The sequence below is a fragment of the Luteibacter sp. 9135 genome (assembly GCF_000745005.1).
GTDB lineage: Bacteria > Pseudomonadota > Gammaproteobacteria > Xanthomonadales > Rhodanobacteraceae > Luteibacter.
The window spans coordinates 1,776,891-1,801,410 of record NZ_JQNB01000001.1; the positions used below are offsets into that span (position 1 = coordinate 1,776,891).

Sequence of the window (24,520 nt, forward strand, 5' to 3'; positions counted from 1 at the left end):
AGGCGTTTTTCAGGGGAACGGGATGTCGGATGCACGAGGAGGGGTGCGGCTGGGCGACCGTCGCTACGCCGCCGAGATGGATGCGCTACAGCGGTTCGGCCGCATGGAAAAGGCTGCCCAGCTGGGTGACGCGCAGGCCCAGTTCCGCATCGGCCAGGCGTATGTGGACGGCACGGCGCATGTCACACCGGACGCCCGGCGCGCGGTGCAATGGTTTCGCCGCGCGGCCGACCAGGGCCACCTGGATGCGCAGTGCCGGCTGGCGTCGCATTACGCCGATGGCGCGGGTGTAACGCACGATCCGGTCGAGGCGGCGGGCTGGTACCGGCGCGCCGCGGACGCCGGCTTCGCCGAGGCGCAATGCGCCATGGGCTCGCTGTGCGCGCGCGGGCAGGGCGTACCCATGGATCGCCGGGAGTCCTTGCGCTGGTGGGGCCTGGCGGCTGACCAGGGCCATGTGCAGGCCTGCGTGAACCTGGGCGTGTCGCATTACTTCGGGCGCGGCGTGCAGCGGGATGCGGAACTCGCCTTCGCTTATTACAGCAAGGCGGTGGATTGCGGCCAGAGCGATGCCCGGGGCTATGCGGATGCCCTGTGCAGCGTCGCGCACATGCTGTGCGACGGCATCGGGGTGGCGCGCGACCCGGTAATGGGCACACGCTACTACCGCCGCGCGGCCGAACTCGGCAACGCCAGCGCCCAGTTCGCGCTGGGCCGGATCTACCTGGAAACCAGTCATCTCGACAGCGACCGTGCGCAGGCGCGGCAGTGGCTGGGCCGCGCCGCGGACCAGGGCGACAGCGAAGCGGCGCGCCTGCTCGATGAAATGGATGCGGCCGACCGGCAACGGGAGGCCGCGCAAGACGCCGGCGCACCCGCGCCGGCGGCGCTCGGCACGCAGCAGGACGCCGCCGCGCAGTTCGCGCTCGGCCAGCGGCTGGCCGTCGGTGACGGCGTGGCGCGCAACGAGCCGGAAGCGGTACGCTGGCTGGGGCTGGCCGCCGAGCGCGGCCATACAGGCGCGCAATACGCGCTGGCGCGGATGATCGACGGCGGCCGCGGCGTGCCGCGCGATGTGGACGCGATGCTGCGCTGGTATCGCCTGGCGGCGGGCGCCGGGCATGCCGACGCCCAGTTCGAACTGGGCTTGCTCCACGAGAACGGTGACGGCGTGCCGCCCAGCCTGGCCATTGCGCGGGCGTGGTACCGCAAGGCCGCTGCCCGCGGTCATCTGAAAGCCCTGCGCCGCCTGGAACGACGCGCGTGGTGGCGCTTCTGGTCGCCGTAAATTCCTGCGTCCATGACTTCCGGCGCTTCTCACCGCCGGCGCCGGAGGCCACCATCGGCGAATCGACCCGCCGGACGTTCCCGGCGGCGCGACGAACCAAGGGCCCTCCAGCAATGCGTACTCCTCTCGTCAGCGCGATCGCGTTCGCGCTCGCCGGTCTTTCCGCCGTGGCCGTGGCCACCCCGGTCACCGAAGCCAGCCAGCTCGCCACCACCCAGTTGCCGCGTAGCGTGCGCCCGACGCACTACGACGTCGCGGTAGTGCCGCATGCCGATAAACTGACCTTCGACGGCAAGGTGGCGATCGCCATCGACGTCCTGGAGCCCACCGCGTCCATCACGCTCAATGCCGTGGACATGACCTTCGCCCACGTGACGCTGCGGCCCGCGAAGGGCAAGGCGAGCTTCGCCGCGCCGAAGGTTGCCGTGGACGCGGACACGCAGACCGCCACCTTTACCTTCGACCATGCCGTACCGGCCGGCAGCTACACGTTGTCGATGGATTACATCGGCAAGATCGGCACGCAGGCCAACGGCCTGTTCGCGATCGACTACGACACCAAGGCCGACGGCAAGAAGCGCGCGCTGTATACGCAGTTCGAGAATTCCGACGCCCGTCGCTTCATTCCCTCGTGGGACGAGCCGGCGTACAAGGCCACCTTCACGCTGTCCGCCACCGTGCCCTCGGCCGACATGGCCGTGAACAACATGCCCGCGGCGAACAGCAAGGACCTGGGCAACGGCACCAAGACGGTGACCTTCGAGCAGACGCCGAAGATGTCCACCTACCTGCTGTTCTTCGGCCTGGGCGAATTCGATCGCGCCACCACGCAGAGCGACGGCGTGGAAATCGGCGTCATCACGCAGAAGGGCCTGACCTCGCAGGCGCAATTCACCCTGGAGTCCGGCAAGGCCGTGCTGCAGGAATACAACGCGTACTTCGGCGTGCCGTACCCGCTGCCCAAGCTGGACAACATCGCCTCACCGGGCCAGAGCCAGTTCTTCTCGGCGATGGAAAACTGGGGCGCGATCTACACCTTCGAATACGCGCTGCTGCTCGATCCGTCCATCTCCACGCAGTCGGACAAGCAGGAGGTGTTCAACACCGCCGCGCACGAAATGGCGCACCAGTGGTTCGGCGACCTGGTGACCATGCGCTGGTGGGACGACCTCTGGCTCAACGAGGGCTTTGCCTCGTGGCTGGCCTCGCGCACCACCGAGCGCCTGCATCCGGAATGGCACACCAACCTCGAGGCCGTCGCGATCCGCGAAGGCGCGATGGGGCGTGATGCCGTGGCCACCACCCACCCGGTGGTGCAGCACGTGGCCACGGTGGAGCAGGCCAGCCAGGCGTTCGACGCCATTACCTACGCCAAGGGTGAGTCGGTCATCCGCATGCTCGAGGCCTATGTCGGTCCGGATGCCTGGCAGAAGGGCGTGCAGGCTTATATCAAGGCGCATGCGTACGGCAACACCGTATCCGACGACCTGTGGAAGGAGATCGACGCCGCCGCCGGCAAGCCGGTCAGCACCATCGCCCACGACTTCACGTTGCAGCCGGGTATCCCGCTGGTGCGCGTGGAATCGGCCTCGTGCGCCGGCGGGTCCACCACGCTGAAGCTGTCGCAGGGCGAGTTCACCCGCGATCGCCCGGACAAGAAGGCCCTGGCCTGGCACGTGCCGGTGATCGCGAAGACGGTCGGCGGCGCCACCGCCACAGCGCTGATCGAGAACGGCTCGGCCACGATGACCGTGCCCGGCTGCGCGCCGGTGCTGCTCAACGCCGGCCAGACCGGTTACTTCCGCACGCTGTACCAGCCGGCGCAGATCAAGGCGCTGACCGGTGCCTACGCGAAGCTCGACCCGATCGACCAGCTCGGCGTCGCCGCCGACGTATGGGCGCTGGGCATGGGTGGCCTGGAACCGGCGTCCGACGTGCTGGACTTCATCAAGGTGACGCCGCTGGATGCGTCGCCGGCCCTGTGGGACCAGATCAACGGCGACTTCTATTCGCTGGACAGCTACTACGACGGTGACGCGAAGCGCCAGGCCGTGCTGCGCAAGTACGCGCTGTCGCGCCTGTCGCCCAAGTTCGCCCAGATCGGCTGGGATGCGAAGCCGGGCGAGGAAGCGCCGGTGGCGATCCTGCGTTCCTCGCTGATCGGCACGCTGGGTCACCTGGGCGACGCGAAGGTCATCGCCGAAGCGCGTCGTCGCTACGAGAGCAACCAGATGTCGCCGGAGCTGCGCACGGTGATCCTGGGCGTGGTGGCCGAGCACGCGGACAGCGCGACGTGGGACAAGATGCATGCGGCGGCGAAGGCGGAGAAGACCCCGCTGGTGAAGGATCGCCTGTATGGCATGCTGGCCGCCAGCGAGGACAAGGCCCTGGCCCAGCGTGCGCTGGACCTGGCGCTCACCGGCGAAGCCGGCGCGACCAACAGCGCGCAGCTGATCTCCACCGTGGCCCGTCACCACCCGGAGATGGCGTTCGACTTCGCCGTGGCCCACAAGGACCAGGTGGACAAGCTGGTCGATTCCACGTCGGCGTCGCGCTACTACCCGATGCTGGCCGGTCGTTCGAGCGAGGTGGCCACGATCGACAAGGTCAACACCTTCGCCGAGAAGTACATCGTCGCCACGTCGCGTCGCGATGCGGAAACCGCCATCGCCGGCATCCGCTACCGCGCGATGGTGCGCGAGCAGCGCCTGCCTGCCGTGGATGCGTGGCTGAAGAAGAACGGCTGATCGTTGCCGTGAATTGAAAACCCGCTGGCCTTGCGGCCGGCGGGTTTTTTTGTGCGCGTCGAAGTTCGCAAAGGTAATGTAGGAGCGCACGCACGTGCGCGAAATCTTTTCGCCAAAAACCATCGGGCTGGCGCGTAACGCCGGACGTTCGGCCTCAACACATGTCGCGCACGTGCGTGCGCTCCTACCCACCTGCCGCGACGTGACGCGCTTGCTCTAAGCCGAACACGCCGCCATCAGCGCATCACGGAAACACGGCGCATCGACAAGCCGTGCGGCCAGCGTGCCCTTGAACGCATCGCCGGTGCCGCAGGTGGGCACGCGGTAGAGGTCGGCCTGGTCGCCGTAGCGGTCGCTGCCGTGGGAGACCAGGCAGCTCTTGTCCAGTGACACCACCACCGTGCCGGCGCACAGGCGGCGGGCGAGGGCGTTGATCGTGGTGTCGTCCATGCCAGTGACGGCGCTGGCGGTGATGTCGATGTTGAGGAAGCGGCCGCAGCAGCGGGCGAACTCGTGCAGGCTGAGCAGCAGCACGTCGGTGCTGGCGAACTCGCGCACGGAAAGACCGGGCGGTAGCGGACCGGGATCGAGGATGCGGATGAGGCGGTGCGTGCCGGCCAGGTCGAGCGTGGCGGCGATGGTGTCGATATTGGCTTCCGTCGACGCCAGCAGGACCTTCGCGCTGGCGAACAGGTCCGCCTGCGCGGAGACGAAGGCGATCGACAGCTGGTCGTTGGCGCCCGAGGACAACGCCGAGAGGGTCTGGCCCTTGGCATCGACGATGAGTGCGGTGCGGCCGGTGCGCACGCCGGTGGTGGATTGCCAGCGGGCATCGACCAGGGGCGGGACGCCCGAGGGATCGATCACGTCGTCGCCGATGGCGGCGATCAGGCCGGTGGCGACACCCGCCTGCGCGGCGGCGACGGCCTGGTGGAACGCCTTGCCGCCGGGGCGGCGTTCGAAGCGGTCGGCGTAGGCCGGTTCGCCATTGCGGGGAAGGGCCGGCGTCTGCCAGCGTTCTTCCTCGCTATAGCCACCGACAACGAGCAGGCGTACGCCGGACACGCCTCAGAATCGCTCGAGCACGCCGGCGATGGTCGCCGTCATGAACGTGGCGATGGAGCCGCCCAGCACGGCACGCAGGCCGAGGCGGGCGAGATCGCCGCGACGGTTGGGTGCCAGGCCGCCGATGCCGCCGATCTGGATGGCGATGGACGAGAAGTTGGCGAAACCGCACAGCGCATACGTGGCGATCAGGCGGCTTTCCGGCAGCAGCTCGGGCAGGTGCTGGGCGAGCGAGGCGTAGGCCACGAATTCGTTGATGACCACCTTCTGGCCGATGAAGCTGCCGACCAGGGTGGCATCCTGCCAGGGCACGCCGATCAGCCAGGCGATGGGCGAGAGCACCCAGCCGAAGATGGTCTCCAGGCTGAGCTTGACCTCGTGGCCGGTGGTGGCCAGCAGCCAGGCGTTGATGCTGTGGTCGCCGCCGACGGTGCCCAGCCACTGCACGGGGCCGTTGACCAAGGCGATCAGCGCGATGAAGGCCAGCAGCATGGCGCCGACATTCATGGCCAGCTTCAGGCCGTCGCCGGCACCGGTGGCCGCCGCGTCGATGACGTTCGCGGTGGTCCGCTCCACGTCGATCTTGACGGTGCCGCGGGTAAGCGGCTCCTGCGTCTCGGGCACCAGGATCTTGGCCAGCACCATGGTGGCGGGCGCGGCCATGACGCTGGCGGTGAGCAGGTGCTTCGCATAGAACATGCGCTGCGCCGGGTCGTCACCGCCGAGCATGGCGACATAGGCGGCCATGACCGAGCCGGCGATATGCGCCATGCCGCCGATCATCACGGTCATCAGCTCGGCCTGGGTCATCCGCTCGATATACGGCTTGATGGTCAGCGGTGCCTCGGTCTGGCCGATGAACACGCTGGCGCACACGCTGGTGGTCTCCGCACCGGACACGCGCATCACCTTGGTAATTACCCAGGCCATGGCCTTGACGATCTGCTGCATGACGCCGAGGTGGTACAGCACGCCGGTGAGGGCGGCGAAGAAGACGATGGTGGGCAGCACCTTGACGGCGAAGATCACGCCGAACTTCGAGCTGTCCAGCAGGCTGCCGAAAATGAAGCGCGAGCCCACGTCCACATAGTCCAGCAGGCGGACGAAGCCGGTGGCGATGGCATCGAACACGTCGCGGCCCAGCGGCACCTTGAGCACCACGGCCGCGAAGGCGATCTGCAGGGCGACGCCCGTGGCGACCAGTTTCCAGTCGACCACACGCTTGTTGTTGGAGAAGCAGAACGCGATGCCGATCAGCACCGCCAACCCGAACAGGCCAAACAAAACGTGGCCAAGCAGACCCAGCATTGCGACTTACCCCTATGAAGGCCGGGGGTAGCCCCGTGACCGCTTTTAAAAACGCGAGGTTACGGGAGGTGGTCTCGTGGGGCAAGGCGCACTGCGAAATTCGGGTGAAGACGGGTAATCTTGGCCCCATGAACCTGTTCCTGACCCTCGCCCTCGTTCAGATCGTCGCGCTCGTCACGCCGGGCCCCGACTTCTTCTTCGTCTCCCAGCTGGCCGCCAGCCGCTCGCGCCGCGAGGCCCTGGCCGGCGTGGTCGGTATCGCCCTCGGTGTGGCGGTGTGGGCCGCGCTGGCCTTGCTGGGCCTGCAACTGCTGCTGCACCGCCTGGCCTGGCTGGAGCGGGGCATCGCCATCCTCGGCGGCGCCTACCTCTGCTGGATGGGCCTGCGCATGCTGCGCGCCGCATGGCGGGCCCCGCCGAAGGCCGAGGCGGAAGCCGCGGCGCCCGTGGTGGACGTGCGCGGTTCCAGCCCGGGTCGCGCCCTGGCGCGGGGGCTCGCGACCAACCTGGCCAACCCCAAGGCCGCGGTGTATTTCGCCTCGATCTTCTCGGCCTTCGTGGGCGAGGGCACGGATGGCGCCACCCGCTGGGGCCTATGGGCCATGGTCACCGCGGAAACCGTGCTGTGGTTCGGGCTGGTCGCGGGCATCTTCGCCCTGCCGGCGATGCGCCGGGCCTACGTGCGCGCCGGCCGCTGGATCGACGGCGGCGCTGGGGCGGTGTTTACCTTGTTCGGGTTGCACCTGGTGTTTGCGCGGCGCTGACCTGACGCCTCCCCTATGAATAACCGGTTCGATAGACGGCTCGATCAATCAGCTCTTGAGCGTCTCGGCCCCGGTCGCGCCGCAGCAGTGGCTGCGGCCGCATTGGATCGGATGAGTGTTGGGTATGGTCTGTGGGCACCCCCGAACGGCCATACACCCGTCAATACTATTCTCGATAGCGTCTGGCACTTCGTCATCGAAGGCAGTGGGCTTCCGGTGCGGGAAGTGATCGAGCGGCTTTATCCATCGCCTGACGTGCCACCGATCACCGAGTCGCCGTATGCGGAATCTTTTCTGGAATCGTTCGAGCTACTTGTGGAGTTTTCGAAGACGCGAGAGATCAGGCGGCTGGTGGAGATACGGGAGGCTGCTTACAACATGGCGGACCGGGCGGCCGGACAGGTGCTTTTCAGTCACCTGGAGGTTGCCGGGTTTTACAAGCTTACGGCGGAGATGGATAGGATGATTTCCCATCATCCTTGGGTTGATCGTGAATTGTCCTCCCAGGAAGCCGATGTTCTGGAAGCGGATCGACTTGCCGATTTTCATGCGCTGATCAAGTGTCTTCGCGAACGCGCGCGGTCTACGCCCGTGATTTCATCGAAACAACTGCACGAGATAAAGTTCTTGCAAGGCTAGTTCCTGTTTTGCATAAGCTCGCAGCGGACCTCCTGTAAGGATTCATGCTCGATCGCGTGCTGACTCACTCATAGTGAGAGGAAATGGTTCATGCTGACCGCGGAAGGACGAAAATATAAGGCTGAGCTCGAAGCCCGAATTGAAGCGAGGATCGCTGCGTTCAAGATCGAGCAGAGAGAACTTCTGGAAGAACTGGCAAGCGTCGGTATCCGTGTCGATATAGTAAATCGCCTTACCCATGTGTCCGCGAGCACGTTTCGACATGCTCTCCCGATAATCTTGAATCACCTCAAAAGACATTATTCGGCTGGCACGCTCGAATCACTCGCCAGGTTGCTTGCAAGGAAAGAAGCGCAGCCACACTGGGACGACATTGTGTCCATGTACAAAGCTTCTGCCGGTCAAAAACACGAGGGTCCGGGTGATGTCAGCATGGCATTGGCTGCGGCTGTTGCCGCAAGCTGCCCGCCACGGCGAATACCCGAGCTTATCGAGCTTTTACGCGATCACGCTTTACCGAATAGGGTACTGCTCCTGGCTCCCATCCGGCGCAGGCGCGGAACAAACCGGGGCATCGCGGACGTCATCGCCGAGCTACGTCATGACCCCGAACTCTCGATCGAAATCAACTCCTGGAAGGTGCTCGGCCCCCACGAGCGGCCGTTATCGCACTGAACGACAAGATGTGCGGATGATTTCGCCGGCTCGCTTCTAATGTTGGGTGGTCGATGCTCGCGTGACCCAGCGTGCCTCTTGGATGGCGACCAGAAAATTAGTCCAAGCGCATGTCCACAATCGAGGAGTAGTCTTTTGAGTCTTCCTGCGTCCTACGTGCAAGTGCTCCAAGAATGCGGCGTTCCCATGATGGAGTCGTTGGGAGTAGCCGATGTGGCGCTGCTGGCCGACGATGCGGTGGATGCCGCTGAGACGTTAGAGGGTACCGGGGTGGCGATTCTCGGCGGAGACGTTTTCTACGCAACAGCGCAGGGCTTTGAGATGCCGCGTGCCTACTGGGACACCAAGCCGAATCCGGGCGAGACTGCTGCTGAGTACGTCATTCGTTCCATCCTGGAGACTCGCGATTACATCCGCGGATATCAGGTGCCTGCGAACAAGACCGCGCTCTTTTCCATGGTAGTCGCCCAGGTGTTCTGATCCGTCGTCATGTCTGGCAAGTGGGCAAGCCCGCTTTCCGCCTCAAACCCCATCCACTTCCTTCCGCTTGAGGATGTAGCCAAGCCCACCCTCGCGGAACCAGCGGTACCCGTACGGTTCCAGCAGGATGCGATGCATGCCGCGCGCATCGGGTTCGCTGTGGTCGTCGGAGAGTACGTTGGTCAGTTGCCCGTCCCGGGAGAACACGGCCTCGCAGGGTGCGTCGGACAGGTTGTGCAGGAACACGACGGCGTTGCCGCGCCAGGTGTAGCGGATCATCAGGATCGCATCGTCGTCCAGCGGTATCGCCTCGAAATCGCCCCAGGACACCTCCAGGATTTCCTTGCGCATGCGGATGACGCGCTCCATCCAGTTCAGCAGCGAATCCGGGTCCCGCCGCTGTTCGGCCACGTTGACATGGGGGTAGCCAAACGGGCCTTCCGCGATCACCTTGCCGACGGAGCGCTTCGCGTCGGTAAAGCCGCCCAGCCGTTCGGTCGACCACTGCATGGGCGTGCGCGCGCATTCGCGCTCGGGTAGCGACAGGTCGTCGCCCATGCCGATCTCGTCGCCGTAGCGGATCACCGGCGTGCCGGGCAGGGTGAGCATCAGCGAATAGGCCAACTCCAGGCGGCGGCGGTCGTTACGCAGCATCGGCGCCAGGCGCCGGCGGATGCCGCGGTCGTACAGCTGCATGTCCTTGTCCGGTCCGAACTCGGCAAACACCTTCGCCTGCTGCGCCTTGGTCAGGCGGCCCAGGTCGAGCTCGTCGTGGTTGCGCAGGAACAGTGCCCACTGCCCGGTGGCCGGACGCGGCTTGGTCTTCTCCAACGCCTTGACCAGCGGGCGCACGTCCGCGGCGGCCAGCGCATAGAACAGGTTCTGGTTGACCTGGAAATTGAACATCATCTGCAGGCGATCGCCGTCGTCGCCGAAGTACTGCATATCGTCCTTGGGCAGGATGTTGGCTTCCCCCAGGATGATCGCGTCGCCCTTGCGCCACTGCAGCAGTTCGCGGAAGGAGCGCAGCATGTCGAACTGCTCCTTCGGCTTCTTCACGTCCGCGCCCTTGGTCGCGATGACGAAGGGCACGGCGTCCATGCGGAAGCCGGACACGCCCAGCTGCGTCCAGAAGCCCATGATCTTCAGGATCTCGGCCTGCACATAGGGATTGGCGGTGTCCAGGTCGGGCTGGAAGTCGTAGAAGCGGTGGAAATACCACGCCTTGGCCTGCGCGTTGTGCGTCCACGTGCTCTTTTGCACGCCGGGAAATACCATGCCCTCATCGGCGTTGGCCGGGCGCGTTTTCGACCACACGTACCAGTCGCGGTACTTCGAGGAGGGGTCGCGGCACGCTTCGCGGAACCAGGGGTGCTTGTCGGAGGTGTGGTTGACCACCAGGTCGATTAGCACGCGCATGCCGCGCTGGTGGGCGGCGTGGGTGAACTCGACGAAGTCGCCCAGCGTGCCGTAGCGTGGGTCCACGTTGTAATAGTCGGCGATGTCGTAGCCGCCGTCGCGCAGGGGTGAGGTCTGGAAGGGCATCAGCCAGACGGCGGTGACGCCCAGGCCCTGCAGGTAATCCAGCCGCCGCGACAGGCCCTGGAAATCGCCGATGCCGTCGCCGTTGGAGTCCTGGAAGCTGCCGACGGACAGGCAGTAGATCACGGCGTTCTTGTACCAGAGGTCGTTGATCATGACGGCGCTCGCGGCAGACTGGGGGTGGCGGGAGCGTACGGGGCCGGGCGTGAAGGCGTTACCTACACATCCGCCGCGTCACCCTCGCTTGCATGACGATGACAGCACGTAGCTGGTGGCGCGATGGCGTCATCTACCAGGTGTACCCCCGCTCCTTCGCCGATGCGAACGGCGATGGGATCGGCGATCTCGAAGGGTTGCGCGGCAAGCTGCCCTACCTGGCCGACCTCGGCGTGGATGCGATCTGGATATCGCCGATCTATCCGTCGCCGATGGCCGACTTCGGCTATGACGTCAGCGACTACCGCGGCGTCGATCCCCTGTTTGGTGACATCGAGCGAATGGACGCCGTGATCGCCGATGCGCATGCGCTGGGGCTGAAGGTCATCCTGGATTTCGTGCCCAATCACAGCTCCGACGAGCACCCGTGGTTCCGCGAGAGCCGCCGCGCGCGCGACAGCGTGTTCCGCGACTGGTACATCTGGCACGATCCCGCCCCGGGCGGTGGCCCGCCCAATAACTGGTTGTCCAACTTCGGCGGCAGCGCCTGGACGTTCGACGCGGGCACCGTCCAGTACTACCTGCACCTGTTCCTGGACAAGCAGCCCGACCTCAACTGGCGGCACCCCGCGCTTCGCGAAGCCATGTTCGAGTCGATGCGTTTCTGGCTTCGCCGCGGCGTGGACGGCTTTCGTGTGGACGTGCTCTACCACGTGATGAAGGACGCGCAGTTTCGCGACAATCCACTCAATCCGGCATACCGCGACGGCATCGATTCGGAGGCCAACCGCTTCCTGCCGACCCATATCGCGGACCTGCCGGAGACGATGGATGTGGTGGCGGCGATGCGGGCGGTGGTGGATGAATTCCCGGACCGCGTATTGATCGGCGAACTGTACCTGCCGCTGGAGCGCATCGTCGCCTATTACGGCGACCGCCTGCAGGGCGCCAACCTGCCGTTCAACTTCCTGCTGATCGGTGCGCCCTGGCACGCGCGCGACATCGCTTCGCTGGTCGAACGCTATGAAGCGGCCCTGCCGCCGGGTGGCTGGCCGAACTGGGTGCTGGGCAACCACGACAAGCCGCGCATCGCCTCGCGCGTGGGCGATGCGCAGGCACGTATCGCGGCGATGCTGCTGCTTACCCTGCGGGGTACGCCGACGTTGTATTACGGGGACGAGATCGGCATGCATGATGTAGCCATCCCGCATGCGGAAGTGCGCGATCCGTTCGAACTCAACGAGCCGGACAAGGGCCTGGGCCGCGATCCGCAGCGTACGCCGATGCGCTGGACCCCCGGGCCGGGTGCCGGTTTCACCAACGGGGTGCCGTGGCTGCGCCTGGGCGACGACGTGGCGACGCGTAACGTGGCAACGGAGTCCGCCGATCCTGCGTCGATCTGGTCGTTGTATCGATCGTTGCTGTGGATGCGCCGGGCATCGCGGGCGCTGAGCGCAGGCAACGTACGCATCTTGGGCGTCAGCGACGCGGTGCTGGCTTATGAGCGCGTCGCGGGCGATGAACGTCTCGTGGTCGTGCTCAATGTCACCGACGCGCCTGCGCAGTTGCCGATCGACGAGCCGGTGGGGCCGTGCGTGCTTTCCACGCGCGGGGATAACCGGCGTGGTGTGCTGCAGGCGTCCGAGGGGCGTATCTACCTGGGGTGAGCGACGTCCGGGTGATGCTCGGCGCAGCAGGTCAAAGGTACTGCCGCAGGATCAGGCCGATAATGCCCAGCAGCACGGCCACGACAATGATGTGCCGCAGATAGGCGCCGCCGGATACGCCGCCGTCGTAACTGGCATCGTCGAAATCGTGCGTAGCGTCGCGTGGGTGACGCACGAAGGGCAGGCGAAGGCGGCGTTTGCGGACCATGGCGCCATCTTAGCGTCCCGCGGTCAACGCGGCGTCAGCGGGCCGCGGACGTGCACGGGTCATGCGCCGGGCTTTACCCGCGATGTGCTCGCCAGCTCCTGAAGGATCTCCGGCCCGCGCACGTCGATATGGTCCAGGTTGTTGGCATAGAAACGAACGAACGGTTTCTCGGCGTCCTTGGGCATCCACGGTTTCGCCCACACGAACACCACGCAGTAGCCGCCGGATTCGGCGATCAACTTGTCCAGACGGGCGCGCAACAGCTTGCGTACGGGGTAGGCGTCGATGTCTTTCGCGGTGAGGGTGATGGTCGGGCGAAGTTCGTCGTCGCCGTGGCGGAACGGACGCGAGAACTTCAGGTAATACCCGCCTTCCTTCGTGGCTCGCAGGGAGGCCGCGCCCCACCATACCGCCCGGGTGCCGGTCAGGTCGGCCACCTTCTGCCGGAACACGTTACGGAACAGGGCTTCGTAGGTGGTGGTTTCCCCACCGATCGCCACCTGGGCCTCGCCGAGATCGTCGTCACGGCGGTGTTCGAGGAATTTCTGCACCAGTGACGAAAGGCGGTAGTAGTGGCTGGGCCGTCGGGTGGTCGCTGCCGCCGTGACGCGGCGCGGGCGGGGGGCGGCGGGATCGCCGGGCGTCGGCGGGCTTTGGTCGGGTGGTGTGCCTGGACTCGGCGGGATGGCTGCCAAGCCGCTCACCGGCGGCACCGCGCGGAAATGATCGGCGGGGCGCTCGGCTTCGAACACGTCGGGCTGCTTGTCGTTCCTGGCCTCGCCGGTGGCGTGCACCACCTCGCAGGTGTCCGCGTGGTCGTCGATCCGGCGGGAGCGGAAGTACGGGCGAATCCGTAGGTTTTGCTCCGGTTTTTCGAGGCAGGCGCAGATCAGCTGGGCGGTGCACCCCTGGCCGATGCAGTAGAAGACGGGTTCTTCGCCCAGCAGGTCGGCCCAGTACAGCTCATACGCGCGCTCCGCGGTCAGCGGCTCGCTTCGGGTGGGCGTGATCGCTTCTTCGATCGACACGAGGTAAAGGCGTCCGGTATGCCAGGTGGCTCACTTTACCGTCCCGCCACCACGTGGTGTAAACACCGACGGGCCTACGGTGGCGACTTCCCCGTTCGATACAGGAGATTCGCCGTGGCGAAGGTGCTCGTGCTCTATTACTCGGCCTATGGCCATATCGAAACCATGGCGCAGGCCGTGGCGGAAGGCGCCCGCGAGGCGGGTGCCCAGGTCGACATCAAGCGCGTGCCGGAGACGGTGCCGGACGACGTGGCGCGCAGTTCGCATTTCAAGCTGGACCAGGCGGCGCCGATCGCCCGGGTGGACGAGCTGGAGTCCTACGATGCGATCATCCTGGGCACGGGCACCCGCTACGGCCGGCTAAGCGCCCAGATGGCCACCTTCCTCGACCAGACCGGCTCGCTGTGGTCGCGCGGTGCCCTCAACGGCAAGGTGGGCGGCGCGTTCGTCTCGACGGCCTCGCAGCACGGCGGGCAGGAGACCACCCTGTTTTCCTTGATCACCAACCTGCTGCACCTCGGCCTGATCCCGGTGGGCCTGCCCTACAGCTTCCAGGGTCAGTTGAAGCTGGACGAGGTGACCGGTGGCAGCCCGTACGGCGCCACCACGATCGCGGCCAGCGACGGGTCCCGCCAGCCCAGCGAGAACGAACTGGCCGGTGCCCGTTTCCAGGGCAAGCATATTGCCGAGATCGCGGCGAAACTGTTCGGCTGACGCGCAACAAATGCCATGGGGCTTTGCTACGCTCCGCCCCATGACACTCACCTTTTTCCTGATCCTCCTGGCCGTCGCCCTGCTGTCGATGCGCCTGCGCCGCCGCCTCGCCGGTCGGCTGCTCATGCTGCTGGCCGTCGGCTGGCTGTTCTTCGCCGGCTGCGGGCCGCTGACCGGCCTGCTGCTGTCCAACCTGCAGGCGGGCTATGCGCCCGATGTGGCCCAGTGGGGGCAGCGCAACGCCATCATCCTGCTCGGTGCCGGTACGGTGCGTAGCGGCGTGGGGTCCATCGAGCCCAGCCTCTACGCTAATGGCCGCGTGCTCCGCGCGGCCGAGTTGTATCGGGCGTGCAAGGCCACCGGGGCCGACTGCAAGCTGGAAGTCAGCGGCGGCGATGCGGCCCACCTGGGCCAGGCCGAGGCCGATGTCTACGCGATCAGCCTGGCCCGACTGGGCATACCGCGCGCGGACCTGCTGCTGGAATCGCGCAGCATGAATACCTTCGAGAATGCGCAGTTCAGCAAGCCGCTGCTTATGTCCTACGGCGCGGACAAGGTGGTGCTGGTGTCCTCGGCGGTGCACCTGCGCCGGGCCATGATCTATTTCGCCCACTTCGGCATACAGGCTGAGCCCGTGCGCGGCGATTACGTGACGGCCCGCTACGACTGGCTGCCCACCTCGGAAAACCTTTCCTTTGCCGATTTCGCCATCCACGAATACGTGGGTGTGTGGCGCTACGATTTCTACAACCTGATGGGCTGGAACGGCCCGAAGCTTCCTGAAGGAAGCGCAACGCCGCCCACGAACACATAACATCCGGCCACTTAAGCTATCGCCACGTCCACCACGGACCCGTCCCTGAAGGAGTTGCCCGTGAAGTCTCGTTATATCCTTGCCGCGCTGCTGGCCACCGCTACCGTGATGCCCGTGGCATCGTTCGCACAGCAGTCCGCACCGGCACCGGCCGCCGCCAATCCGGCGTCGCAGATTCCCGCCGCCGACAAGCAGGCCATCCAGAACTTCAACCTCACAGACGACGTGTTCAACCGCATCGTCAAGGTGTCGCAGGAAGCCAAGGCGCAGGGCATCAAGCCCAAGGACGCCAAGACCGATTTCTCGAAGATCCACTCGCTCGACGACCTGGCCAAGCAGGTGACGGATTCCGATCCGCGCATCGCGCCGCTGATCAAGAAGTACGGCTTCACGCCGCGCGAGTTCCTGCTCGCCAACCTCGCCGTCACCAATGCGGCCATCGCCTCGGAAGCGAAGGGCAACCCGCGGATGGCCGCCTACGTCGACCAGTCCAAGGTCAACCAGAAGAACGTGGCGTTCTACGAAGCGCACAAGGGCCAGATCAACGCGCTGATGAACGAAGAGCCCGATCCCGCCGCCAAGTAAAGCAAAAACGCCGTATAGGAGCCCACGATGTGGGCGATCTTTCGCTCTCTGTAGCTAACGCGAGAAGATCGGTTGGAAAATCGCCCACATCGTGGGCTCCTACCATGGCAGGTTACGGCGACAAAAAAACGGGCCCAGTGGGCCCGTTTCTTCAACCGATCAATGGAAAGATCAGTTCGTGCCGTGCAGCGCGTGCTTGAGGTCGCGCATCTGGTCGTGGCCGGTCTTGACCGACACGTAGGCCTTCTCGATCACGGCGCGGCTCGCGGCCGAGACTTCGGTGTCCTTCAGCGCGTCTTCGTACTTGTGCTTGATGTGGTCTTCGCCACGCTCGACTTCGTCGACGATCGCGGTGTCGTCCTTCGAGCTCATCTTCGCGCGCAGCTCGACGAACATGCGGTGCGCCTTGGCAAGGATGGTGCCGTCGTCTTCCGGGTTGCCACCCAGTGCACGGACCTGCGTCTGCAGGGCCTGCGCGGCCTGGCGACGCTCGCCGGCGCGCTGCTGGAAGGTCGAGGCGTAACGGGTGTTCTCGGCATCCTTCGCGGCTTCGCCGTAGCCCTCGGCGCTGTCGATGGTGGTCTCGATGAGGCTGTTGAGAACCTTGATATCGTGGTCGTTGCTGGTCATGGTCGGGCTCCGTCGGATGACTCGGATCGAGTCGTTTTAAGGAGCCCAAGCATCGCGGTCACGGGGTGCATGAATCCGTGAAAGCCGCGTCTCATCCGTGAACACACGGGGGCCCCGTTCATGTAACGCGGGTGCATACTTCCCATCGCGAACATGTATCGAGGAACGTCCATGGCATCGAATCGTCGCGCACTGGTCACCGGCGCATCCGCCGGCATCGGCGAGGCGTTCGCCCGCGAACTGGCCCGTCGCGGCCACGACCTGGTGCTCACCGCACGCCGGGCCGACCGCCTGGAAAAGCTCGCCGCCGAATTGCGCGACCGGCACGGCATCGAAGCGATCGTGGCGCCGCTGGACCTGGCCCGCTCCGACGGCCCGGAAGCACTCGTCGCGGCCCTGGATGCCCAAGGCCTGGCGATCGACGTACTGATCAACAATGCCGGATACGGCGTCAGCGGGTATTTTCACGAGCAGCCCTGGTCCGCGCATGCCGACTTCATCCAGGTGCTGATGACCGCCCCGACGGAACTGGCCTGGCGCCTGTTGCCGTCCATGCAGGCGCGTGGCTACGGCCGGATCGTCAACATCGCCTCGCTGGCGGGCCATCTGCCCGGCTCGGCGGGGCACACGCTGTATGCGGCGTCCAAGGCCTACCTCATCAAGTTGTCGCAGTCGCTGGCGCTGGAGGGCAAGGGCACCGGTGTCCACACCACGGCGGTGTGCCCGGGCTTTACCTATTCGGAGTTCCACGACGTGACCGGCTCGCGCGAATTGGTCTCGAAGATGCCGCGCTGGCTGTGGATGGACGCGGCCACGGTGGCGCGACAGGGTCTGGACGCGGCCGACGCCGGCAAGGCCGTCTACGTCAACGGCCGGGTCAACACAGCCATCAAGTCCTTGTTCAAGCTGCTGCCCGATGCGCTGGCGCTGGCCATGATCGAACGGCAGGGTCGGCGCTTCCGGGTGGGGCGTCGCACGGACCCGTGACCAATGGCATACGCCGCAGGCGCGCATGGGGGATAGCCTCGTCCGGTTCGCGGCGCGCCCTGCGCCGTTGCTGTGATGGGGAACCCCTATGTCGACCAAACGCACCGCGGCGCTTTCCGGCGCCGTCCTCCTCGGACTGATCGGGGCCGCTGCGGCGTCCGCGCAGGCCGTCACCCTCGACGACTACAAGCGCGCCGACTCCTTCCTGGGCCACGCTTCCACACTGGTGGACCACTCCGTCCAGCGGGTCACCTGGGTCGACGACGGCCATTTCTGGTACCGCGACCACGACAAGGACGGCGACCAGTTCCTTACCGTCGATGCCGCCACGGGCCAGGCCTCGCGCGCGTTCGACCGCGACAAGCTGGCTGCCGCGCTGTCGAAGGCGTCGGGTACAAAGGTGGAGCCCGACAAGCTGCCGGTGAGCACGTTCGTCGTCCGTCCGGACGACGGCCTGGACGTAACCTCGCGCGGCAGGCACTACGTCTGCGACAAGGCGATCGGCAAGTGCGAGATCGCCGCGGTGAAGAAGGACGCGGCCGGCAAGCCCTACGGCGATGAGCCGGGCCTGAAGTCGCCGGACGGCAAGTCGGAGGCCTTCATCCGCGACTGGAACCTGTGGGTGCGCGACGTGGCCACGGGTGCCGAGACGCGCCTGACCACCGACGGCATCAAGGACTTCGGTTACGCCACGGACAACGCCGGCTGGCAGCACACCGACGAGGCGATCCTCGTGTGGTCGCCGGACTCGAAGAAGATCGCCACGTTCCAGCAGGACCAGCGCAAGACCGGCGAGATGACCCTGGTCACCACCAACGTGGGCCACCCCAAGGTAGAGACCTGGAAATACCCGCTGCCCGGCGACAAGGACGTGACCATGATCGAGCGCGTCGTGATCGACGTGCCGACGAAAACCGTGGTGCGCTTCAAGATGCCCGCCGACCAGCATCGCTCGTCGCTTTGCGACGATGTGTCGTGCAGCCCTGGCGTGTGGGACGACGTGCGCTGGGCGGGCGACGGCAAGAGCATCGCCTTCGTGTCCACCTCGCGTGACCACACGCACGAGTGGTTCCGTGTGGCCAACCCGGAAACCGGCGACGTGCGCACGGTGTTCGAGGAAAAGGCCAAGACCTACTTCGAAAGCGGCAACGGCACGGTGAACTGGCAATACGTGCCCGAGACCGACCAGGTGATCTGGTTCTCCGAGCGGAGCAACTGGGGCCACCTGTACATGTACAGCCTGAAGACGGGCAAGCTGGAGCAAGCGATCACCCAGGGCGACTGGAACGTCACCGAGGTGCTGCGCATCGATCCGAAGACGAAGACGATCTGGTTCCGTGGCGTGGGCCGCGAGAAGGGCGTCGATCCGTATTACCAGCAGTTCTACAAGGTGGGCTTCGACGGCAAGGGTTTGACCCTGCTGACGCCTGAGAACGCCGACCACACGGTCAGCCTGTCGAAGGACGGCACCTACTTCTTCGATTCGTATTCCACGATCGATACGCCGCCGGTGGCGCTGGTGCGTCGTTCGGATACCGGTGCGACGGTGAAGGACATCGCCCATGCCGATATCTCGCGCCTGAAAGCCACCGGCTGGGTGCCGCCCACCGCGTTCACGGTGAAGGCGCGTGACGGCAAGACCGACCTCTACGGCCAGATGTTCAAGCCGTCGAAGTTCGATCCGTCGAAGAAATACCCGCTGATCGTCTACATCTACCCGGGCCCGCAGGTGGGCTCGATCCGCACGCGCAGCTTCCTGCCCGCCCATGGCGATAACCAGGCGCTGGCCGAGCTCGGCTTCGTGGTGGTAGCGGTGGACGGCATGGGCACGCCGTGGCGCTCCAAGGCGTTCCACGATGCGTATTTCCAGAACATCGGCGACAACACGTTGCCCGACCAGGTGCTGGCGGTGAAGCAGCTGGTGAAGAAGTACAGCTGGCTGGACGGCGATCGCGTGGGTATCTGGGGCCACTCCGGCGGCGGCAACGCCACGGCTACCGCCATGTTCCGCTACCCGGACGTGTTCAAGGTGGGCATCTCGGAGTCGGGCAACCACGACAACCGTAACTACGAGGACGACTGGGCCGAGAAGTGGCAGGGCCTGCTGGTCAAGGACAAGGACGGCAAGAGCAACTACGACGACCAGGCCAACCAGAAGTGGGTCGGCGGCCTGAAGGGTCACCTGATGATCGCGCACGGCACGATGGACGATAACGTGCCGCCGTACGAATCGCTGCTGGTGGTCGACGCGCTGATCAAGGCGAACAAGGATTTCGATCTGGTCATCATCCCTAACGCGCACCACGGCTACGGCGACGCCACGCCGTACATGACGCGCCGTCGCTGGGACTACTTCGTGCGCTACCTCAAGGGCGAGACCCCGCCCAAGGAGTTCCAGCTGACCCCCATGCCGCCCCGCAATTAACCCATGTAGGAGCGCACGATGTGCGCGACGTGTGTTCGCCGAACCTGAAGGGCTGGCGCGTGACGCCGGACGTTCGGCCTCAACACATGTCGCGCACATCGTGCGCTCCTACACGGTGTTTGCAGTGACGTGTGGTGTGCGCGAAAAGATGTCGCGCACGTGCGTGCGCTCCTACCCCGCGGTTTTCGGTACCGGGGCGAAGTGCATGGCGCCGGCGTTCATGCAGTAGCGCAGGCCGGTGGGGTCGGGGCCGTCGTCGAACACGTGGCCGAGGTGGGCGTCGCAGCGGGCACACTTCACTTCCGTGCGCTCCTCGAGCAGGCTGCGGTCGATCTTCTCCACCACGTTCCGTTTCGAGATCGGCTTCCAGAAGCTGGGCCACCCCGTGCCGGACTCGAACTTGGTGGCCGAGTCGTACAGCGCCGTGTCGCAGCCGATGCAGCGGTAGATACCGTTGTCATGCCGGTCCCAGTTCTCGCCCGTATAGGCCGGCTCGGTGCCTTCCTGGCGGGTGATGTAATACGACTTCGTGCCCAGCTTCGCCTTCCACTGGTCGTCGGTCAGCACCACGCGGGCCTCGGGATGGGGCCCCAGCGGCTTCTTGTCGGGCGCGAAGGCGTCGAGTGTCACCGTGCCGCCCTGTGGCGCGGGCGGGGCGTCGGCGGCCATGGCGGGCCGTATGGCGCGCAGGACGAAGGGCAGCGAGGCGGAGGCCGCGACCGTGGCGGCAAACACGCCCAGGAAACGGCGGCGATCGGGATCGGCGTGGCGCATGGAACCTCCGGAAAGCAGGAAGGGTGCCCGGTGGCACCCTTCCGATAAGACCGGACCGAGGGGGTCTGGCTTACACGATCAGTCGTTCACCCAATGGCACTCGCGGTGGGTCTCGTAGGTCGCGTTCTTGTTCTGATGGTTCTTCTGGATCTGGTTGCCGGCGTAACCGCCGCCGACCGCACCGGCCACGGTGGCCAGGGTCTTGCCCTTGCCGCCGCCCACCTGATTGCCCAGCAGGCCACCGGCCACGGCACCCACGCCGGTGCCGATCAGGCGGTTATCGTCCTTGGACTGGATCTGTTTGGTCTGGACGTCGCGGCAGACCTGGTGCTGGCTGCGCCGGCTCTGGGCATCGGCCGGGGGAGCGGTAACGGCCGCACCGGTAGCGACGATGAACAGGGTGGCGGCGAGCAGATGGGTCTTCATGGGGCATCCTCCTTATAGGGCTGCGACAGGGATACCCCCGGCCTCGTGACGGAGGGGTCAAATACGTGCGCCGGCTCCGGTTTGATCGACATGGCGTATGGCCGCGGTTTAATCGGGGTGCCCCGCGCCTCGGCCACGGCCTCGGTCAGTTCGGCGCCCAGCAGCAGGATCAGGGCCGAGTAGTACACCCAGACCAGCAGCACCACCACGCTGCCCGCCGGGCCGTACGGGCCGCCGACGTTGCTGCGCTCCAGGTAGAAACCGATGGCGAACTTGCCCACCACGAAGAGAAGGGCGGTCAGGCTGGCGCCGATCACGGCATCGCGCCACTCGATGATGGCATCCGGCAGCACCTTGTAGATGGCGCCGAAGATGACGACGAACACGGCCAGGGAAATCAGCGTCTCCAGCACGTGCCAGCCAGTGGTGCCGCCGCGGACGAACACCGCGATCATGGCGCTGGCGGAGAAGGAGATCACCAGCAGGAAGGCCAGCGAGAGCAGCAGCCCCAGGGCATGCAGGCGCGCGCGCAACCACGTCAGGATTGCATGGGTGGCCTTGCCGGGCTTCGGCTGCAGCCCCCAGACCCGGTTCAGGGCGCCTTGCAGCTGGGCAAACACGGCGGAGGCGCCCACCAGTGTGACGCCGAGTCCGATGATGCCGGCCACGCTGCCCACGCTGGGCTTCTGCTTGGCGTTTTCGATCACCAGCCGCACGGCTTCGGCGGCGCGTGAGCCGACCAGGCCGTTCAGGCTATCGATCAGCTGGGCCTGCCACTCGGGACGAAGCGAGGCCACCACCCACAGCAGCAACACCAGCAACGGCGCGAACGACAGCGCCGAGTAGAAGGCGAGCGCGGCGGCGCGTGTCATCAACTCGTCGTCGCTGAATCCCTTCACCGTGGTGCTGACGACCCGCCAGCCCATCTTCAATCTCGCATGCACGTGTTCGCCTCCCGAATCGATCCAGCCAGCTTCGCGGCTGGGGCGCGAAGGTGGCGTGGACTGGCGTCAGGCCGCGTGCAGGGCCACGATGGCGGCGGGGATGGCCTCGGCGCCGGCCACCTCGACCACGCGCTCGCCCATGGCGAAGCCGGCCAGACGCTCGTGTTCCCAGGTGCTGTGATAGGGCATGTACACCCCGCAGCCACCCAGGGCGACCACCGGGGCGATGTCCGACTTCAGCGAGTTGCCGACCATGGCGAAGCGATCCGGCGAGAGCCCGAACTCCTGCAGCAAACGGGTGTACGTGGCAGGATCCTTCTCCGAGACGATCTCGATCCGGTGGAAGATGCCGGCCAGCCCACATTGGGCCACCTTGGCTTCCTGGTGGAAGAGGTCGCCCTTGGTGATCAGCACCACGCGGTGGGTCGCCGCCACGGCCTCCACCGCCTCGCGGATGCCGGGAAGCAACTGGACCGGGTGGCCGAGCACGTCCTTGGCCAGGCGCACGATGCGATGGATGTCGCGGGCCTCGATGCGCCCGTCGGTCAGCTCGATCGCCGATTCGATCATGGACAGGGCCATGCCCTTGGCGCCGTAGCCGAACAGCGCGATGTTGCCGCGCTCCGTGTCCAGCAGGGCCGTGCGCAGGCCCTCCGCGGCCAGGTCGACATACCGGCCCAGGATGGCCTCGAAGGCCGCCTGGGCGTCGTCGTAGTATTCCTGGCTACGCCACAGCGTGTCGTCGCCGTCGAAGCCGACCATCTCGATCATGAAGGTAAGGTTCCTGCGCGCACGGTTGCGTGCGACATCGTTAAAGCGGAACCTCGCAGGTTGCCGTCAATCGATGCCGCGCGCAACCGCGCGCCTGTCCTGGGACTTTCCATATGTATGAGTTTACCGACGTCGCCTGCCCCTATTGCGGCGAGACCATCGAGGTGGCCGTCGATACGTCGGGCGGCAGCCAGATGTATATCGAGGATTGCCAGGTGTGTTGCCGCCCGATCGTGATGCGCCTGACGGTGGACGAGGGCGACGATTCGTTCGCGCTGGATGCGTCGGCGGAGAATGAGGGGTGAGGCGTTGAGGGGGCGTGGACCGAGGCAGATTGCGGACCCAGGCAGATCGCGGACCGAGGCGGATCGCGGACATCGTCCGCTCCTACAACAACAACAACGCGACGCCGCGCTGTAGGAGCCCACGATGTGGGCGATCCGCCCTCCACGCCACCGCAGCCGCGTAGGGCCCACGATGTGGGCGACCCAGCCCGCCACACAAAGAAAAGGCCCGGGTCTCCCCAGGCCTTCTCGATGACACCGATGACGGAGCGGCTTAGAACGCCACCGACATCTTCAGACCGAGCACCAGCGCGTCGTCGTTCTGCTTGCTGCCGCCCGGATCCTTGATGTACTGCAGGTTGGGACGCAGTGCGATCGAGGGGATCGGCGAGTAGCTGTAGAACACTTCGGCGACCTTCTCGTAGCCGTCGTTGACGATGCCGTCCGTGCCGGTGATGGCATTGACCAGGCGCTGGTTCTTCGCGGCGTAACCGCTGGCGTGCGAGCCACCGATGGCGGCGCCGATGAAGTCGTTCGGGCGATCGAAGATGCCCTTGTACTCCATGCCCAGCGAGATCTGGTTATTGGTCGCCGAGGTCTCGTGGTCGGCCGAGGCGATGTTCAGGAACACCGTGGTGCCCTTGCCGCCGGCTTCGCCGGACACCTGCTGCTGGAAGGTGATCCACGCGCCCTTGCGGGAATCGTGCTGCAGCGGCTCGTTGCCGGTCAGCGCGATGGGCTGGCGGTTCACGTCGAGGTACAGGTCGTTACCCTTGGACGTGTTGTACCAGACGCCGGCGCGGTACGAACCGGGCAGGCCGTTGACCATCGGCTTCCAGCCGAACTCCAGGGGGATCAGCGCACCGGTGGTGCCGCCGGGGAAGTTCGGCTTGAGGCCGTTGTGACGCGCGTAGGAGTCGTCGACGTACTTCGGGTTGACCTGGTAGGCCGCGATCTGGACGAAGGTTTCCTTCGAGGTATCCAGCTTCAGCACCGTGGCCCACTGGCTGGTCGGCCAGTTGACCCAGTAGTCGCCCACGATGTTACCCGGCTGCGCGCCGCAGAAGGTCAGGTTCTGGAAGTCGCACGAGAACTGGTTGATGTCCTCGCCGACCGGCAGGCGGCCGATCTTCCAGGTCAGGCGATCGTCGAAGAACTTCTGCACCAGGGAGAAGACGGTCAGGTGCCAGGTCTGGCCGCGACCGTAGACTTCCTGGATCAGCTGGTTGTTGCCGATGTTGGCGTCGGCGCCGATGTTGCGGCCGTTACGATCGGTAACCACGATGTTGAACGTCGCGCCGTTCCAGCCCCACAGCTTCTGCAGGTCGAACGCGGCGCCCAGCTTCCACTGGTCGGTGTAACGGGTGATGTTCTTGGTGCCGCCCGAGTAGTTGTGGGCCGCTTCACCGCCGTAACCGAGGTCGAACTTCACGCCGGCATCTTCGAGCCGCGTGCGTTCACCGTTCCAGTCACCGAACAGGTATTTGCTGGTTGCGAGGTCGTCGGCGTGCGCCGCGGTAGCAGCCAGGCCGAGGCATGCGAGCAGCACGCCGGCGATGGGACGCTTAGCGAGTACGTTGAGCATGTGTCCTTCTCCCT

At 65.8% G+C, this 24,520-nt stretch carries 24 protein-coding genes; 13 read left to right on the plus strand and 11 right to left on the minus strand.

Annotated elements, in window-relative coordinates; translation table 11 throughout:
* The first annotated feature begins 22 nt into the window (after window positions 1-22).
* Both FA89_RS07530 and FA89_RS07535 read left to right on the plus strand, forming a co-directional pair.
* Window positions 23-1,288: a tetratricopeptide repeat protein gene (locus tag FA89_RS07530; protein ID WP_185754275.1), complete on the plus strand. Its 1,266-nt coding sequence runs from the start codon at window positions 23-25 to the stop codon at window positions 1,286-1,288.
* A gap of 113 nt (window positions 1,289-1,401) precedes the next feature.
* A complete protein-coding gene (locus FA89_RS07535; RefSeq protein WP_036139720.1) occupies window positions 1,402-4,035 on the plus strand; it encodes a M1 family metallopeptidase in 2,634 nt (877 codons plus the stop codon).
* Window positions 4,036-4,251: 216 nt separating this feature from the next.
* Here the strand turns inward: FA89_RS07535 and FA89_RS07540 are convergent, their stop codons facing one another.
* Window positions 4,252-5,100, minus strand: a complete 849-nt coding sequence (locus tag FA89_RS07540) for a PfkB family carbohydrate kinase (RefSeq protein ID WP_036139723.1) — start codon at window positions 5,098-5,100, stop codon at window positions 4,252-4,254.
* Between the two features lie 3 nt (window positions 5,101-5,103).
* Complete coding sequence (locus FA89_RS07545; protein ID WP_036139725.1) at window positions 5,104-6,408, minus strand: NupC/NupG family nucleoside CNT transporter; 1,305 nt, start codon at window positions 6,406-6,408, stop codon at window positions 5,104-5,106.
* 128 nt (window positions 6,409-6,536) lie between these two features.
* Between FA89_RS07545 and FA89_RS07550 the strand changes: the two genes are divergently transcribed.
* The 4 genes from FA89_RS07550 to FA89_RS07565 all read left to right on the plus strand — a co-directional run bounded on the left by FA89_RS07550 (window position 6,537) and on the right by FA89_RS07565 (window position 8,966).
* Window positions 6,537-7,172, plus strand: a complete 636-nt coding sequence (locus tag FA89_RS07550) for a LysE family transporter (protein ID WP_036139726.1) — start codon at window positions 6,537-6,539, stop codon at window positions 7,170-7,172.
* A gap of 15 nt (window positions 7,173-7,187) precedes the next feature.
* Window positions 7,188-7,811 (plus strand): hypothetical protein, encoded by a 624-nt coding sequence (locus FA89_RS07555; protein ID WP_185754276.1) that lies wholly within the window; start codon window positions 7,188-7,190, stop codon window positions 7,809-7,811.
* 90 nt (window positions 7,812-7,901) lie between these two features.
* Window positions 7,902-8,486, plus strand: a complete 585-nt coding sequence (locus FA89_RS07560; RefSeq protein WP_036139730.1) for a hypothetical protein — start codon at window positions 7,902-7,904, stop codon at window positions 8,484-8,486.
* 186 nt (window positions 8,487-8,672) lie between these two features.
* Window positions 8,673-8,966, plus strand: a complete 294-nt coding sequence (locus FA89_RS07565) for an Imm40 family immunity protein (RefSeq protein ID WP_185754277.1) — start codon at window positions 8,673-8,675, stop codon at window positions 8,964-8,966.
* A gap of 42 nt (window positions 8,967-9,008) precedes the next feature.
* On the opposite strand, the gene FA89_RS07570 is transcribed toward FA89_RS07565, so the two are convergent.
* A complete protein-coding gene (locus FA89_RS07570; RefSeq protein WP_036139734.1) occupies window positions 9,009-10,664 on the minus strand; it encodes an alpha-amylase family protein in 1,656 nt (551 codons plus the stop codon).
* A gap of 98 nt (window positions 10,665-10,762) precedes the next feature.
* Between FA89_RS07570 and FA89_RS07575 the strand changes: the two genes are divergently transcribed.
* Window positions 10,763-12,331: an alpha-amylase family glycosyl hydrolase gene (locus tag FA89_RS07575; protein WP_036143878.1), complete on the plus strand. Its 1,569-nt coding sequence runs from the start codon at window positions 10,763-10,765 to the stop codon at window positions 12,329-12,331.
* Between the two features lie 31 nt (window positions 12,332-12,362).
* Here FA89_RS07575 and FA89_RS20135 read toward each other — a convergent pair whose 3' ends face one another.
* Window positions 12,363-12,539 (minus strand): hypothetical protein, encoded by a 177-nt coding sequence (locus tag FA89_RS20135; protein ID WP_185754278.1) that lies wholly within the window; start codon window positions 12,537-12,539, stop codon window positions 12,363-12,365.
* 59 nt (window positions 12,540-12,598) lie between these two features.
* Window positions 12,599-13,567, minus strand: coding sequence for a hypothetical protein (locus FA89_RS07580; protein WP_036139736.1), 969 nt, complete (start codon window positions 13,565-13,567; stop codon window positions 12,599-12,601).
* A 114-nt stretch (window positions 13,568-13,681) separates the two neighbouring features.
* Here FA89_RS07580 and wrbA point away from each other — a divergent pair, with 114 nt between their 5' ends.
* Genes wrbA through FA89_RS07595 form a run of 3 tightly spaced genes read left to right on the plus strand, consistent with a single transcriptional unit; the run spans window position 13,682 to window position 15,680 of the window.
* Window positions 13,682-14,281: an NAD(P)H:quinone oxidoreductase gene (wrbA, locus tag FA89_RS07585; protein WP_036139738.1), complete on the plus strand. Its 600-nt coding sequence runs from the start codon at window positions 13,682-13,684 to the stop codon at window positions 14,279-14,281.
* Between the two features lie 40 nt (window positions 14,282-14,321).
* The gene (locus FA89_RS07590; RefSeq protein WP_036139741.1) at window positions 14,322-15,095 is read left to right on the plus strand and encodes a YdcF family protein; all 774 of its coding nucleotides are present in this window, start codon (window positions 14,322-14,324) and stop codon (window positions 15,093-15,095) included.
* 60 nt (window positions 15,096-15,155) lie between these two features.
* Window positions 15,156-15,680, plus strand: a complete 525-nt coding sequence (locus FA89_RS07595; RefSeq protein ID WP_036139743.1) for a hypothetical protein — start codon at window positions 15,156-15,158, stop codon at window positions 15,678-15,680.
* 171 nt (window positions 15,681-15,851) lie between these two features.
* On the opposite strand, the gene FA89_RS07600 is transcribed toward FA89_RS07595, so the two are convergent.
* Window positions 15,852-16,310, minus strand: coding sequence for a PA2169 family four-helix-bundle protein (locus tag FA89_RS07600; protein WP_036139745.1), 459 nt, complete (start codon window positions 16,308-16,310; stop codon window positions 15,852-15,854).
* A gap of 171 nt (window positions 16,311-16,481) precedes the next feature.
* Here FA89_RS07600 and FA89_RS07605 point away from each other — a divergent pair, with 171 nt between their 5' ends.
* A complete protein-coding gene (locus tag FA89_RS07605; RefSeq protein ID WP_036139747.1) occupies window positions 16,482-17,297 on the plus strand; it encodes an SDR family NAD(P)-dependent oxidoreductase in 816 nt (271 codons plus the stop codon).
* A gap of 88 nt (window positions 17,298-17,385) precedes the next feature.
* Window positions 17,386-19,722, plus strand: coding sequence for a S9 family peptidase (locus FA89_RS07610; RefSeq protein WP_036139749.1), 2,337 nt, complete (start codon window positions 17,386-17,388; stop codon window positions 19,720-19,722).
* Between the two features lie 171 nt (window positions 19,723-19,893).
* Here the strand turns inward: FA89_RS07610 and msrB are convergent, their stop codons facing one another.
* The 4 genes from msrB to FA89_RS07630 all read right to left on the minus strand — a co-directional run bounded on the left by msrB (window position 19,894) and on the right by FA89_RS07630 (window position 22,637).
* A complete protein-coding gene (gene msrB / locus FA89_RS07615; RefSeq protein ID WP_036139751.1) occupies window positions 19,894-20,496 on the minus strand; it encodes a peptide-methionine (R)-S-oxide reductase MsrB in 603 nt (200 codons plus the stop codon).
* Between the two features lie 78 nt (window positions 20,497-20,574).
* Window positions 20,575-20,922 (minus strand): glycine zipper 2TM domain-containing protein, encoded by a 348-nt coding sequence (locus tag FA89_RS07620; RefSeq protein WP_036139753.1) that lies wholly within the window; start codon window positions 20,920-20,922, stop codon window positions 20,575-20,577.
* Window positions 20,919-21,866, minus strand: a complete 948-nt coding sequence (locus tag FA89_RS07625; RefSeq protein ID WP_240003864.1) for a YihY/virulence factor BrkB family protein — start codon at window positions 21,864-21,866, stop codon at window positions 20,919-20,921. The genes FA89_RS07620 and FA89_RS07625 overlap by 4 nt, the downstream gene beginning before the upstream one ends.
* Before the next feature lie 66 nt (window positions 21,867-21,932).
* Entirely contained in the window at window positions 21,933-22,637 is a 705-nt protein-coding gene (locus tag FA89_RS07630) for an HAD family hydrolase (protein ID WP_036139756.1), read from the minus strand.
* Between the two features lie 113 nt (window positions 22,638-22,750).
* Here FA89_RS07630 and FA89_RS07635 point away from each other — a divergent pair, with 113 nt between their 5' ends.
* On the plus strand, window positions 22,751-22,942 hold the full coding sequence (locus tag FA89_RS07635) for a CPXCG motif-containing cysteine-rich protein (RefSeq protein WP_036139759.1): 192 nt from the start codon (window positions 22,751-22,753) through the stop codon (window positions 22,940-22,942).
* Window positions 22,943-23,195: 253 nt separating this feature from the next.
* On the opposite strand, the gene FA89_RS07640 is transcribed toward FA89_RS07635, so the two are convergent.
* Window positions 23,196-24,506, minus strand: a complete 1,311-nt coding sequence (locus tag FA89_RS07640) for a carbohydrate porin (RefSeq protein WP_081916389.1) — start codon at window positions 24,504-24,506, stop codon at window positions 23,196-23,198.
* Window positions 24,507-24,520 lie beyond the last annotated feature (14 nt).